The following is a 12,812-nucleotide window of genomic DNA, read 5'->3' as shown; positions in this document are numbered from 1 at the left end:
CCTAAATGCAATCCCCTGTGGGAGCGTGGCTTGCCCGCGAAGGCGTCGTGTCAGTCAACATTGATATCGACTGACACGACGCCTTCGCGGGCAAGCCACGCTCCCACAAGGTTCAGCGTTGATTCGACATCTTTATCAGAACAAGGAACACCGCTGTCATGAACGACGCCACGCACACGCAGATCCGCCCTTTTGCCGATACGTCGCCTTCTGCGATCGTCGCCGGCTTCATTGCGATGATGACCGGTTACACCAGTTCGCTGGTCCTGATGTTCCAGGCCGGGCAAGCGGCGGGGCTGACCAGCGGGCAGATTTCCTCGTGGATCTGGGCGATCTCGATTGGCATGGCGGTGTGTTCGATCGGCCTGTCCCTGCGTTATCGCACACCGATCACCATCGCCTGGTCGACACCCGGCGCGGCGTTGCTGATCACCAGTCTGGGCGGCGTGGCCTACGGCGAAGCCATCGGCGCCTACATTACCTGCGCGGTGCTGGTGATGATCTGCGGCCTGACCGGCAGCTTCGAGCGGCTGATGAAAAAGATTCCAGCGGCATTGGCCGCGGCCCTGCTGGCGGGGATTCTGTTCAAAATCGGCAGCGAAATCTTCGTCGCCGCGCAGCATCGCACCGCACTGGTGCTGGGCATGTTCTTCACTTACCTGGTGGTCAAACGCCTGTCGCCGCGTTATGCCGTTCTCGCCGCGCTATTGATCGGGACGGCACTTTCCGGGTTCATGGGCCTGCTGGATTTCAGCGGTTTTCATCTGGAAGTGGCGACGCCGGTCTGGACCACACCACATTTTTCCCTCGCCGCGACCATCAGCATCGGCATTCCGCTGTTTGTCGTGGTCATGACCTCGCAGAACATGCCCGGCATCGCCGTGCTGCGCGCCGACGGTTATACCGTACCGGCCTCGCCGCTGATTACCACCACTGGCATCGCTTCGTTGCTGCTGGCGCCGTTCGGTTCCCACGGGATCAACCTGGCAGCCATCAGCGCGGCGATTTGCACCGGGCCGCATGCCCATGAGGATCGCAACAAACGCTATACGGCGGCCGTGTGGTGCGGGATTTTCTACGGGATTGCCGGGGTGTTCGGCGCGACACTGGCGGCACTGTTTGCCGCGCTACCGAAAGAACTGGTGCTGTCGATAGCGGCACTTGCGTTGTTTGGCTCGATCATCAATGGCTTGAGCATCGCCATGAGCGAAGTGAAGGAACGTGAAGCGGCGCTGATTACCTTTATGGTCACGGCGTCGGGGCTGACGCTGTTTTCCATTGGTTCGGCGTTCTGGGGGATTGTGGCGGGGGTTCTAACGATGGTGATTCTGAACTGGCGCAAAAGCTAAAAGCACGCAGCCTCGTTTCACTCGACAGCTGCTACAGGACAGTGCAATCCATGTAGCAGCTGTCGAGTGAAACGAGGCTGCGTGCCGTTGATCGTCACAAAAAAACGGCGACCCTTGGGTCGCCGTTTTTTTACAACATCAAGCTACCGGATTGATCGGCTTTTCCGGGTACCAGACGTCGATCAGCGGGCTGACAGTCGCTTCGGTCAGTTCGCTGCGGCCTTTGAGCCAGGCTTCAACAGCAGCACGCTGCTCTTCGGATACCGAGCCACGCTTCTGCAGGCAAACCAGACCGAAGTCGTCGCCACCAACATAGCCCAGACCGTTGGCTTCCATGGCTTCTTTGAGGAACGCGTCGAGGAAAGCATCAATGGCTTCATCAGCCAAATCTTCTTTGAAATCCAGGTTCAGTTCGAAACCCAGCTCTTGAAATTCATCGACGCACAGTTTTTTGCGCAGACGCTGGGAACGGTTAGTCGCCATTGGAACAATCCTCATAAGTAATAACGGGCGGCACTTTAGCAGTTTAAGGCGCCGATTGCCCGTTTCTCTGGGCTGCAAGCCCTACCGTCGGTAAAAAATAGCGGATTGGAAGGCCAGCGCACGGCACAAGCCGCTACACCTTGGGGCATAATGCCGACACTTTCATGACCGCTGAGGGAATTTATCTTCATGCCCTCGTCTTTTTCCCCCTCGGCTGTAGGGTTTTATTTCAGATGATCAAATCTTTGCGTCCACTGTTACTGGCCGGTTTTCTGCTCCCACTGGCCTTCTCTGTTTCCGCCGCCCAGATCAATACCGCGCTGTCGCCCAACGTTGAAAAAGCCCTCAAGGCCAGCAAAATGCAGGACAACGCCCTGTCGCTGGTGATGATCCCGCTCAACGGCCCTGGCACCCCGACGATTTTCAACGCTGACGTCTCCGTCAATCCGGCCTCGACCATGAAACTGGTCACCACGTACGCGGCGCTGGAAATGCTTGGCCCGAACCACCAGTGGAAAACCGAGTTCTACACCGACGGTACGCTCAGCGGCGGCATCCTCAACGGCAACCTCTACCTCAAGGGTGGCGGCGATCCGAAGCTGAACATGGAAAAACTCTGGTTGCTGATGCGTGACCTGCGCGCCAACGGTGTGACGCAAATCACCGGCGATCTGGTACTGGACCGCAATTTCTTCGCACAACCGCAATTGCCGCAGTTCAACGACGACGGCAATGACGATAACAAGCCGTTCCTGGTCAAACCTGACGCGCTGATGGTCAACCTCAAGGCCCTGCGCTTTGTGGCGCGCAACGACAACGGCCGGGTGCTGGTGTCGGTGGAACCGCCGATTGCCAGCATTCGCATCGAAAACCAGGTCAAAGCCGTCAATTCCAAGCAATGCACCGGTGGCGTGCGTTACAACCCGGTGACCCAGCCCGATGGCAGCGTGACCGTGACGGTTGGCGGCCAGTTGGGCGAGGGTTGCAGTTCCCAGACCTACCTGTCGCTGCTCGACCACGCGACTTACACCGCAGGGGCCGTACGAGCAATCTGGAAGGAACTGGGCGGCAGCATTCAGGGCGTGGACCGTATGGCGCCAACACCCAAAGGCGCCAAGGTCCTGGCTCGGGCTTTCTCGCCGGACCTGGCGGAAATCATCCGCGACATCAACAAATACAGTAACAACACCATGGCCCAGCAGCTGTTCCTGAGCCTGGGTGCGCAGTACCGCACCGAGGCCGACGGTGACGATGCCAAGGCTGCACAACGTGTCGTACGTCAATGGCTGGCGAAGAAAGGCATCACCGCGCCACATCTGGTGATGGAAAACGGTTCCGGCCTGTCCCGTGCCGAACGAGTGAGTGCGCGTGAATTGGCCGGCATGCTGCAAGCAGCCTGGAAAAGCCCGTATTCGGCCGAGTTCATCAGCTCAATGCCGATTGCCGGCACCGACGGCACCATGCGCAAACGCCTGAAGACCACGGCGATGCGCGGTGAAGCGCACATCAAAACCGGCACCCTGAATACCGTGCGGGCGATTGCCGGTTTCAGCCGTGACATCAACGGCAATACCTGGGCGGTCGTGGCGATCCTCAACGACAAGGCACCGTTTGGCGCGTCGTCGGTACTGGATCAGGTGCTGCTGGACCTGTATCGCCAACCGAAACTGCCGCAAACGGCTTCGGTGCTCTAACCCCCACACCTGATCGTTCCCACGCTCTGCGTGGGAATGCAGCCCGTGACGCTCCGCGTCACTGGACGCAGAGCGTCCCTAGAGGCATTCCCACGCAGAGCGTGGGAACGATCATGCTGCCAGCTCTAGTTCATCTCTTCTTCTACCCGATCCCGTCCGGCCTGTTTCGCCGCATACACCCCCGAATCCGCCCGCAGCAGCAGGGCATCCGCGCCCTCCCCGACTCGCCAACTGGCAATCCCGAAACTGGCGGTCACTGTCCCGACGCCTTCAATCGGCGAACCGCGCAAGCCTTGCCACAGCTGCAAGGCCAGGACATGGGCATGCTCGCCGCTGATGTCCGGGCAGAGCACCATGAATTCCTCGCCACCCAGGCGACAGAACACGTCGGTGCGTCGCAGCCGATGGCTGATGCGTTCGCACACAATCTGCAACACCCGATCGCCGACCGCGTGGCCATGCTGGTCATTGATGCGTTTGAAGTGGTCGATATCGAGCATGATCACCGACAACTCGCCGCCACCGCGTTCGACCCGGACCATTTCCGTGGTCAGGCGCTCCTGGAAATAGCGACGGTTGTGGATGCCGGTCAGAGAGTCGGTGATCGATAGCGCCCGCAGTTCTTCTTCCACCCGTTTCAAGTCGGAGATGTCCGAGATGTAGCCGTGCCAGAGCACGCCGCCACCGGGCAATTCCTCCGGTGTCGCCTCGCCACGAACCCAACGCAGGCCGCGCAGGGGTAATTGCACGCGGTATTCCTCGCGCCAGGGGCTGAGGGTATCCGCCGACGCCCGGATCGAAGCGCGGACCCGGGTGCTGTCCTGCGGATGAATCCGCGTGAAAATCGCTTCGGCGTTGAGCAACAGTACGTCGGGCTCGAGTTCGTAGATCTCGCGAATACCGTCGCTGGCGTAGATCACGCTGAAACGCCCATCGAACTCCATCTTGAATTGGTAGATCCCGCCAGGCACATGAGCGCTGAGTTTCTTCAACAACAGGTCCCGTGCCGCCAGGGCCTCGTGGACCCGCTTACGCTCGGTGATGTCGATACAGATCGCCAGGTGTCCGACCCACAAGCCTTGCTCGTCGAGGACCGGGGTCGCCAGCATGTTCACCGTCAAATGGCTGCCATCGCTACGCAGCAGCGTCCATTCTCGTGCTTCATGTCCGCCCTCCTCGCCGCCCTCGACCAACATCGCCTGGCAGGTCGGAATCGGTTTGCCATAGCGCGCGCTCAACTCCGCCGAACGGGCCACGAGCTCTCGGGGCAGGTGCAGGTTTTCCAGGGTCATGTGGCCGACCACCTCGGTGCTGGTGTAGCCAAGCATTTGTTCGGCTCCGGCATTAAAGGTACTGATAACCCCGCGCAGGTCAGTGGCGATGATCGCCACTTGGGTCGCGGCATTCAGCACACCCCGCAACTGCCCATGGGTGCCGCGTAGCTCCTGCTCGCGGTCGTGCAGTTCCTGGGTCCGTTGCTCGACCATTTTCAGGGCCCGTTGACGCTGACTGACCAGCACATAGAGCAAGGCACTGAGCAACAGACTGAGCAAACCACCCAGCACCACCAGGGAGGACACCGAAGAGTGATTGGCTTTCAGGAAGGCATCGCTGGGCTGAATGTCGACTTGATAGTCATGGTCGGCAAGCCGCAGCAGCCGGGTCGCGGCCAACTCACTGGGGGGCGACGTGTTGGGGGACTCATAAAGCACTTCGTGCTGATCGTCTGTGGATAAGTCGAGGATGCGCACCGAAAGATAGTCACGACCAGCCTCCGGCAGCCCGTCCGCCAACAACTGATGCATGCTGATCACGGCCATGACATAACCGTAAGGTTTCGACCCCGCCGGACTATTGCGCATCAACACCGGTGCGACCAGCAATACGCCGCGGGCATAGGCGGGCTCGATACTGACCAGATGCATTGGTTGCGATACCGCCATGCCGCCGTGCTGATCGGCCCGTTCAAGGGTGGCACGGCGCAAGGGTTGAGCCCACAAGTCGTAGCCCAGCGGCGAGCCGAGTTTACTTTGGGTCTGGCTATACAGCACCGCCACGTACTCATCCCGTTCGGCCGCCAGTTGCAGTTGGCCGTCGGCATTGAGTTCGCGCAGGGTGAAGTCGGGCAAACCCTCGGCACGCACCTGGCGTTCAAATTCCGCCCGTTCGGCACCGGTTATCCGCTTGGCGAAGGAATAGGCCTGGGTCCGGTGCAGCAGCGGTTGGGTGTAGCCGTCGAACTCCGCGCGGGAGACCGAATCGGAATTGGCAAAGAACCGGCGCAGGCCATCGAGGCGCTGTTCCTGATCTTCGAAGCGTTCTTCGATACGGCTGTAACGTTCACTGGCCAGCAGTTGGAAACGTTGCCGCAATTGATGGTGGAACAGATTCAGCGTCGACCACGCCAGCAATCCGGTGAGAATCCCGCCGACAACCAATACCAGCAGTGCGACCAGCCAGGCCGACGCATCTTCACTGATAAAACCCAGGATTTTCGGGCGCACGGCGTGTAACGACATAGACGCAACTCAAAACGCCAGGTGCGGGAAAGCCCATTGGCCATGGATTGAGTTATAGCTATTAGCCATCAATTTGACCAGCCCAGAAAGAAGCCAAGAGCCTTTAAAAATCAAGGCTCTGTGGATCCAATTCCTTCAAGTGTCAACGAGCCGTGATTTTCCAGGCACGGTGGATTTTGCCATTACGGGCGAAATCCGGATCGATGGTCTGGGCGGTGATTTCCTCGACCGCATAACGCTCGGTGAGGTTTTCCTCGAGCTGGAACTTGCGGAAGTTGTTGGAGAAGTACAACACCCCGCCCGGGGCCAGACGCGCCATGGCCAGGTCGATCAATTGCACCTGGTCACGCTGCACATCAAAGATCCCTTCCATGCGCTTGGAGTTGGAGAACGTCGGCGGATCGATGAAGATCAGGTCGAATTCGTCACGGCAGGCATCGAGCCAGGCCATCACGTCGCCCTGCTCCAGACGGTTCTTCTCGGAGAAACCGTTCAGCGACAGGTTGCGACGCGCCCAGTCCAAATAGGTTTTCGACAGGTCGACGCTGGTGGTGCTGCGGGCGCCGCCCTTGGCTGCGTGAACACTGGCGGTTGCGGTGTAGCTATACAGGTTGAGGAAGCGCTTGCCGGCCGCCTCTTTCTGAATCCGCATGCGCATTGGCCGGTGATCGAGGAACAGCCCGGTGTCGAGGTAATCGGTGAGGTTGACCAGCAGCTTCACGCCGCCTTCATTGACCTCGACGAACTTGCCCTGCGCCGCTTGGCGTTCGTACTGCTTGGTGCCGCTCTGCCGCTCGCGACGCTTGACCACCACGCGGCTCTTGTCGATGTTCAGGGCCTGCGGAATGGCGGCCAGGGCATCGAACATGCGCGCCGAGGCTTTTTCCGGATCGATGGATTTCGGCGCGGCGTATTCCTGGACGTGGACCCAATCCTGATACAGGTCGATGGCCATCGAGTATTCCGGCATGTCGGCATCGTAGACGCGGTAGCAGTCGATGCCTTCACGCTTGACCCATTTGCCCAGGGCCTTGAGGTTCTTTTGCAGGCGGTTGGCAAACATCTGCCCGCCTTCACTCAAGCGCGGCTGCTCGATCACCACCGGGGCCGGTTTGATCGGGTTGCCGTTCTTGTTGTACTTCTCGTACTTGCCCGGTGCTACGTCGTTGTCTGCAGCTTCGACTTCGGCTTGAACTTGTTCGCGCTCGACCTGACGCTGCTCCGGAGTGCGGCGTTCGCCAGTGACGAACTGGTCCGGGGTGACTTTGATCAGCAGCAATTTGCACGGCAAGGCGCCGTTCCAGAACGAATACTGTTTGTGGCTGCGGATGCCCATGCGCTTGCCCAGCTCCGGGGCGCCGGTGAATATGGCGGCTTCCCAGTTCAAGCAGGCCTGTCGCAGACGTTCGCCGAGGTTCTGGTAGAGATAGAGCAAGCTCGCTTCATCACCCAGACGCTCGCCGTACGGTGGATTGCAGATCACCAGGCCTTTCTGGTTCTGGTCCGGACGTGGCTCGAACGTCCCGACTTCGCCCTGGTAGATCTTGATCCACTCGCTCAGGCCGGCACGTTCAACGTTGTTGCGACCCGGTTGAATCAGGCGCGGATCGGCTTCGTAACCGCGAATCCACAGCGGTGGCTTGGCCAGACCGGCCGCGCAACGCTCAGTGGCTTCTTCGTGAAGCTTTTTCCACAGGGCCGGGACGTGACCGAGCCACGCGGTGAAGCCCCACTGCTCGCGACGCAGGTTCGGTGCCATGTCGGCGGCGATCATCGCGGCTTCGACGAGGAACGTACCGACACCGCACATCGGGTCAGCCAGCGCGCCGCCCTCGGCCGCAATACGTGGCCAGCCGGAACGGATCAGGATCGCTGCCGCCAGGTTTTCCTTCAGCGGCGCTGCGCCCTGCTGCAAGCGATAGCCACGCTGGTGCAGGCTGTGGCCGGAGAGGTCGAGGGACAGGATCGCTTCGCCGCGGTCCAGGCGCAGGTGAATGCGCAGGTCCGGGTTGAGCTTGTCGATGGATGGACGGTCGCCCTGTGGCGTGCGCAGTTTGTCGACGATGGCGTCCTTGACCTTCAAGGCGCCGAAGTGAGTGTTGTCGATGCCCGAGCCGTGACCGCTGAACTCAACGGCCAGGGTGCCGTCATTGAGCATGTGGTCTTGCCACTCGATATCCAGCACGCCGTGGTACAGGTCTTCGGCGTCCTTCATCGGGAACCGCTTGAGCACCAGCAGCACCCGGTTCGCCAGACGCGACCACAGGCACAGGCGATAAGCGGTTTCCATGGTGGCCATGCCGCGCACGGCAGAGGTGTGCTCACGCGCTTCTTCAAGGCCAAGCCCGACGGCTTCCTCGATGAGCAGGCCTTCAAGGCCTTTAGGGCAAGTGAGGAAGATTTCGAATTGATCGGACATTGGAATTTCAGAGCCTTTCGCTAAGTGAACCGGCAACGCATTGCCGGCCCGGTTTTCAATCAGGCGCTTTTCTAAAAGAGCGCCCGCGTGGCACGAAGGTGTGCCGTCCCATCCCTGCAAGCTCGGGTTAAAAGAGCTTAGATGCAAAGACAGATAAAAAAGTTGATGCAATAAAATGTCATAAGTCGACCCTTCGTCGAATAATGCCTCATTTCAACGCGAGCCATTCTCAGCAAAGGATTAACCCCATCATCCAGCGAGGGGCTGATCATACCGGGGTTTTGCCAATAAACACGGGACAACATGGTGTTACTTATCGCCATACCATCTTTATCGTTACGTCCTTATGACAAAACGATCATTCCCTCGATGTGACGCATTGGTTAGAACTCACCACAGGTTGACGCCGCTATGACGTCAACACCTTGGCTCGCGACGCCGGCAGCGAGCCCCAACGGCAGGAGGTTTTTCTGCCAGACCTCGATTGAGGTCAACGCGATAAATACAGTCAACAAGTGAGGGCAACACCCTATGAGAAGACTTAAGCGTGATCCGTTGGAAAGAGCATTTTTGCGCGGATATCAATACGGCGTTGGTGGCAAATCCCGCGAGCTTTGCCCATTTACTCTACCGTCGGTACGCCAAGCCTGGATTAACGGCTGGCGAGAAGGACGCGGCGACAACTGGGACGGTATGACCGGCACTGCGGGAATCCATAGACTCAACGAACTTCACGCCGTCGGCTAATACAGGGCACACACTCCGACACGACAATCTGATTACGTAACGACTTACCACGCACGCCCCATCCGGGCGGCGGGCTTCGGCCCAGGGGCTCCTTCGAGGAGCCCTTTTTTATGCCTGCTCCCCACACATCCCCCTGTAGCAGCTGCCGAGCACCGCGAGGCTGCGTTCGGCTGCGAAGCAGTCGTGAAGTCAGACACTGTGGTCTTGCAGGTACGCCGCGCATGCAGATTTTACGACTGCTTCGCAGCCGAACGCAGCCTCGCGGTGCTCGGCAGCTGCTACAGGTCAGCGCAGGGCTGCTATCGCGTCGACGGATTCCCGGATCAGCGCCGGGCCTTTATAGATGAAGCCGGAATAGAGCTGCACCAGGCTGGCCCCTGCAGCGATTTTCTCAGCCGCGTGCTTGCCTTCGGTGATGCCGCCCACGGCGATGATCGGCAAGCGACCAGCCAACTCGGCCGCCAGCACCTTCACGGTGTGGGTGCTCTTGTCGCGAACCGGTGCGCCGGACAGACCGCCCGCCTCGTCACCATGCTCCATGCCTTCTACGCCAACGCGGCTCAGGGTGGTGTTGGTGGCGATCACCGCGTCCATACCGGTTTCGATCAGCGCTTGCGCGACCTGAGCGGTTTCTTCGTCGGTCATGTCCGGCGCAATCTTGATCGCCAGCGGTACATGTTTGCCGTGGCGCAGCGCCAGTTCTGCACGGCGCGTCGCCAGGTCGGCCAACAATTGCTTCAGCGAATCGCCGAATTGCAGGCTGCGCAGGCCCGGGGTGTTCGGCGAGCTGACGTTGACTGTCACGTAGCTGGCGTGGGCGTAGACCTTGTCCAGGCAGATCAGGTAGTCGTCGACCGCTCGCTCAACCGGGGTATCGAAGTTTTTGCCGATATTGATGCCCAGCACACCCTTGAACTTTGCCGCCGCCACTCGAGCCAGCAGGTGATCGACGCCGAGGTTGTTGAACCCCATGCGGTTAATGATCGCCTCGGCATCCGGCAGACGGAAAATCCGTGGCTTGGGGTTGCCCGGCTGCGGACGCGGAGTGATGGTGCCGATTTCGACAAACCCGAAACCCAGTTGCGCAAAACCGTCGATGGCCGCGCCGTTCTTGTCCAGACCGGCCGCCAGACCCACCGGGTTCGGGAAGTCCAGGCCCATGACGGTCACCGGCAATTTAGCCGGCGCCTTGCACAGCAAGCCGTTGAGGCCCAAACGCCCGCCCGCGCCGATCAGGTCCAGGGACAGATCGTGGGAGGTTTCCGGGGAAAGTTTGAACAACAGCTGACGGGCCAGGGTGTACATGGGCAGGTTTGACTCTGGGCTACGAAAAGTGGCGGCGATTATAGCCGGGCATCGGGGTTGCAGGCGAGGCGCGCGAGAAAATCAGCGGGCGATGGCATATGCCTTGCACCGCCACTCACATCAGCACTCATGCCAACGGCGGGATGAGTCGAAAGACAAAGGCGTCGTCACTTGGCCTTGCCCTGGCAAGCAGCCCGGTCCGGCGCTTTTTTATGAAAGGTGTTTACAGATGATTGAAGTTCCAGCCAACCCTCTGGCCTGGGTCAACGGCAGCGATGCCCCGGAAAAGACCGAAATCAACCTCGGCTTCATGGCCCTGAGCGACTGCGCCTCGGTAGTGGTCGCGGCCACGCAGGGCTTTGCCCAACCGTACGGCCTGACCCTGAACCTCAAGCGCCAGTCGTCCTGGGCCAACCTGCGGGACAAACTGGTCAGCGGCGAACTCGACGCCGCCCACAGTTTGTACGGTCTGATCTACGCCGTGCATTTGGGCATCGGCGGTGTCGCGTCGACCGACATGGCGGTGCTCATGGGCCTGAATCAGAATGGCCAGAGCATCAACCTCTCCCATGGCTTGCAGGCGCTGGACGTGACCAGTCCTGAAGCACTGGAGCGGCACGTGCACCAAAGTCGCCCAAAACTCACCTTCGCCCAGACATTTCCTACGGGCAGCCACGCCATGTGGCTGTATTACTGGCTCGCGAGCCAGGGCATCCATCCGTTGCAGGACGTCGACAGCGTGGTGGTACCGCCGCCGCAGATGGTCGCGCACCTGCAAGCCGGGCGCATCGACGGCTTCTGCGTCGGCGAACCATGGTCCGCCAGCGCGGTGCAGCAAAACCTGGGGTTCACGATGGCCACCACCCAGACCATCTGGCCCGATCACCCGGAAAAAGTCCTCGGCTGCACCCGCGCCTTTGTCGAGCAATACCCCAACACCGCACGGGCGCTGGTGATGGCGATTCTGGAGGCCAGCCGCTTCATCGAAGAAAGCACCGAGAATCGCCGCAGCACCGCAAAGCTGTTGAGCGCTCCGCAATACCTTGACGCGCCACTCGATTGCATCGAACCGCGATTGCTCGGTGACTATGCCGATGGCCTGGGTAATCGCTGGCAAGACCCGCACGCCCTGCGCTTCCACGACAATGGCGAGGTCAATCTGCCGTATTTGTCCGATGGCATGTGGTTCATGACTCAGTTCCGCCGTTGGGGCTTGTTGCGCGACGACCCGGACTACCTGGGCGTGGCCCGTCAGGTCCAGCAACTAGACTTGTATCGAGAGGCCGCCACCGCTGTCGGTGTGGCCGCGAGTGATCAGCCAATGCGCAGCAGCCAGTTGATCGACGGCAAGGTCTGGGATGGCCTGGACCCTGCCGGTTATGCCCGCAGTTTCAAGCTGCACGCCATGAGCGACAGCTCGCCCCTTCTCGCCAGCCGCTGACAGGAGACTGCGAATATGTTGCGTATCCTGCTGATCAACGACACCGCAAAGAAAGTCGGACGCCTGAAGGCGGCCCTGACCGAAGCCGGGTTCGAGGTGATCGACGAGTCAGGCCTGACCATCGACCTGCCCGCGCGCGTCGAAACGGTGCGTCCGGACGTGATTTTGATCGATACCGAGTCACCGAGCCGCGATGTCATGGAACAAGTGGTGCTGGTGAGCCGCGACCAACCGCGGCCGATCGTGATGTTTACCGATGAACATGACCCCAATGTGATGCGTCAGGCGATCAAGTCCGGGGTCAGTGCCTACATCGTCGAAGGCATCCACGCACAGCGCTTGCAGCCGATTCTCGACGTCGCCATGGCGCGTTTTGAAAGCGACCAGGCCCTGCGCGCCCAACTCAATGCCCGCGACCAGCAACTGGCCGAGCGCAAGCGCATCGAGCTGGCCAAAGGGCTGTTGATGAAAATGAAGGACTGCAACGAGGAAGAGGCCTACACCCTGATGCGCCGCCAGGCCATGAGCCGCCAGCAGAAGCTGATTCAGGTGGCGGAGCAGATCATTGCCATGAGTGAGTTGCTCGGCTGACTCCCCCAAACGATCGTTCCCACGCTCCGCGTGGGAATGCCGCCATGGACGCTCTGCGTCCGCTTCGAGCTGTGACGCAGAGCGTCACGGGATGCGTTCCCACGCAGAGCGTGGGAACGATCAGCGTGAATGTGGCACAGATCTCGCTAGGTAATCACTACAGGTAACCAACGGCGGTTGCCCCACCTACGACAAAGACGTCGCTCACCTCATTTGCCCTTTGGCGAATCCGGTGGCGGCGTTTTTTTGTTTTGGCCCCACAGA

At 60.1% G+C, this 12,812-nt stretch carries 9 protein-coding genes; 5 read left to right on the top strand and 4 right to left on the bottom strand.

Annotation, left to right across the window (positions count from 1 at the left end; all coding sequences use genetic code 11):
• The first annotated feature begins 158 nt into the window (after nucleotides 1–158).
• Nucleotides 159–1,349, top strand: a complete 1,191-nt coding sequence (locus BLW70_RS14600) for a benzoate/H(+) symporter BenE family transporter (protein ID WP_074875049.1) — start codon at nucleotides 159–161, stop codon at nucleotides 1,347–1,349.
• 138 nt (nucleotides 1,350–1,487) lie between these two features.
• Here BLW70_RS14600 and BLW70_RS14595 read toward each other — a convergent pair whose 3' ends face one another.
• Nucleotides 1,488–1,832, bottom strand: a complete 345-nt coding sequence (locus BLW70_RS14595; protein WP_007896965.1) for a YggL family protein — start codon at nucleotides 1,830–1,832, stop codon at nucleotides 1,488–1,490.
• Nucleotides 1,833–2,065: 233 nt separating this feature from the next.
• Between BLW70_RS14595 and dacB the strand changes: the two genes are divergently transcribed.
• Nucleotides 2,066–3,526: a D-alanyl-D-alanine carboxypeptidase/D-alanyl-D-alanine endopeptidase gene (gene dacB, locus BLW70_RS14590; RefSeq protein WP_074875047.1), complete on the top strand. Its 1,461-nt coding sequence runs from the start codon at nucleotides 2,066–2,068 to the stop codon at nucleotides 3,524–3,526.
• A 125-nt stretch (nucleotides 3,527–3,651) separates the two neighbouring features.
• Here the strand turns inward: dacB and BLW70_RS14585 are convergent, their stop codons facing one another.
• Together BLW70_RS14585 and rlmKL are read right to left on the bottom strand one after the other, a co-directional pair.
• The gene (locus tag BLW70_RS14585) at nucleotides 3,652–6,045 is read right to left on the bottom strand and encodes a sensor domain-containing diguanylate cyclase (RefSeq protein WP_074875045.1); all 2,394 of its coding nucleotides are present in this window, start codon (nucleotides 6,043–6,045) and stop codon (nucleotides 3,652–3,654) included.
• Between the two features lie 142 nt (nucleotides 6,046–6,187).
• Nucleotides 6,188–8,464, bottom strand: a complete 2,277-nt coding sequence (gene rlmKL, locus BLW70_RS14580) for a bifunctional 23S rRNA (guanine(2069)-N(7))-methyltransferase RlmK/23S rRNA (guanine(2445)-N(2))-methyltransferase RlmL (RefSeq protein ID WP_074875043.1) — start codon at nucleotides 8,462–8,464, stop codon at nucleotides 6,188–6,190.
• A 531-nt stretch (nucleotides 8,465–8,995) separates the two neighbouring features.
• Between rlmKL and rmf the strand changes: the two genes are divergently transcribed.
• Entirely contained in the window at nucleotides 8,996–9,211 is a 216-nt protein-coding gene (rmf, locus tag BLW70_RS14570) for a ribosome modulation factor (RefSeq protein WP_003223300.1), read from the top strand.
• A gap of 285 nt (nucleotides 9,212–9,496) precedes the next feature.
• Here rmf and BLW70_RS14565 read toward each other — a convergent pair whose 3' ends face one another.
• Nucleotides 9,497–10,516, bottom strand: coding sequence for a quinone-dependent dihydroorotate dehydrogenase (locus BLW70_RS14565; protein WP_074875041.1), 1,020 nt, complete (start codon nucleotides 10,514–10,516; stop codon nucleotides 9,497–9,499).
• 229 nt (nucleotides 10,517–10,745) lie between these two features.
• On the opposite strand from BLW70_RS14565, the gene BLW70_RS14560 reads away from it, so the two are divergent.
• Both BLW70_RS14560 and BLW70_RS14555 read left to right on the top strand, forming a co-directional pair.
• A complete protein-coding gene (locus tag BLW70_RS14560; protein ID WP_074875039.1) occupies nucleotides 10,746–11,957 on the top strand; it encodes a CmpA/NrtA family ABC transporter substrate-binding protein in 1,212 nt (403 codons plus the stop codon).
• A gap of 15 nt (nucleotides 11,958–11,972) precedes the next feature.
• Nucleotides 11,973–12,548, top strand: coding sequence for an ANTAR domain-containing response regulator (locus tag BLW70_RS14555; RefSeq protein WP_074875038.1), 576 nt, complete (start codon nucleotides 11,973–11,975; stop codon nucleotides 12,546–12,548).
• The last annotated feature ends 264 nt before the right edge of the window (nucleotides 12,549–12,812 follow it).

This window comes from Pseudomonas frederiksbergensis, from assembly GCF_900105495.1.
Taxonomy (GTDB): Bacteria; Pseudomonadota; Gammaproteobacteria; order Pseudomonadales; family Pseudomonadaceae; genus Aquipseudomonas; species Aquipseudomonas frederiksbergensis.
Note: the sequence above shows the minus strand (reverse complement) of the source record. Positions and strands in the feature narration are given on the sequence as shown.

Excerpts from the sequence above, each read along its gene's own strand:
- BLW70_RS14600 (WP_074875049.1), top strand. The coding sequence starts at position 159 with ATGAACGACGCCACGCACACGCAGATCCGCCCTTTTGCCGATACGTCG.
- BLW70_RS14595 (WP_007896965.1), bottom strand. The coding sequence starts at position 1,832 with ATGGCGACTAACCGTTCCCAGCGTCTGCGCAAAAAACTGTGCGTCGAT.
- dacB (WP_074875047.1), top strand. The coding sequence starts at position 2,066 with ATGATCAAATCTTTGCGTCCACTGTTACTGGCCGGTTTTCTGCTCCCA.
- BLW70_RS14585 (WP_074875045.1), bottom strand. The coding sequence starts at position 6,045 with ATGTCGTTACACGCCGTGCGCCCGAAAATCCTGGGTTTTATCAGTGAA.
- rlmKL (WP_074875043.1), bottom strand. The coding sequence starts at position 8,464 with ATGTCCGATCAATTCGAAATCTTCCTCACTTGCCCTAAAGGCCTTGAA.
- rmf (WP_003223300.1), top strand. The coding sequence starts at position 8,996 with ATGAGAAGACTTAAGCGTGATCCGTTGGAAAGAGCATTTTTGCGCGGA.
- BLW70_RS14565 (WP_074875041.1), bottom strand. The coding sequence starts at position 10,516 with ATGTACACCCTGGCCCGTCAGCTGTTGTTCAAACTTTCCCCGGAAACC.
- BLW70_RS14560 (WP_074875039.1), top strand. The coding sequence starts at position 10,746 with ATGATTGAAGTTCCAGCCAACCCTCTGGCCTGGGTCAACGGCAGCGAT.
- BLW70_RS14555 (WP_074875038.1), top strand. The coding sequence starts at position 11,973 with ATGTTGCGTATCCTGCTGATCAACGACACCGCAAAGAAAGTCGGACGC.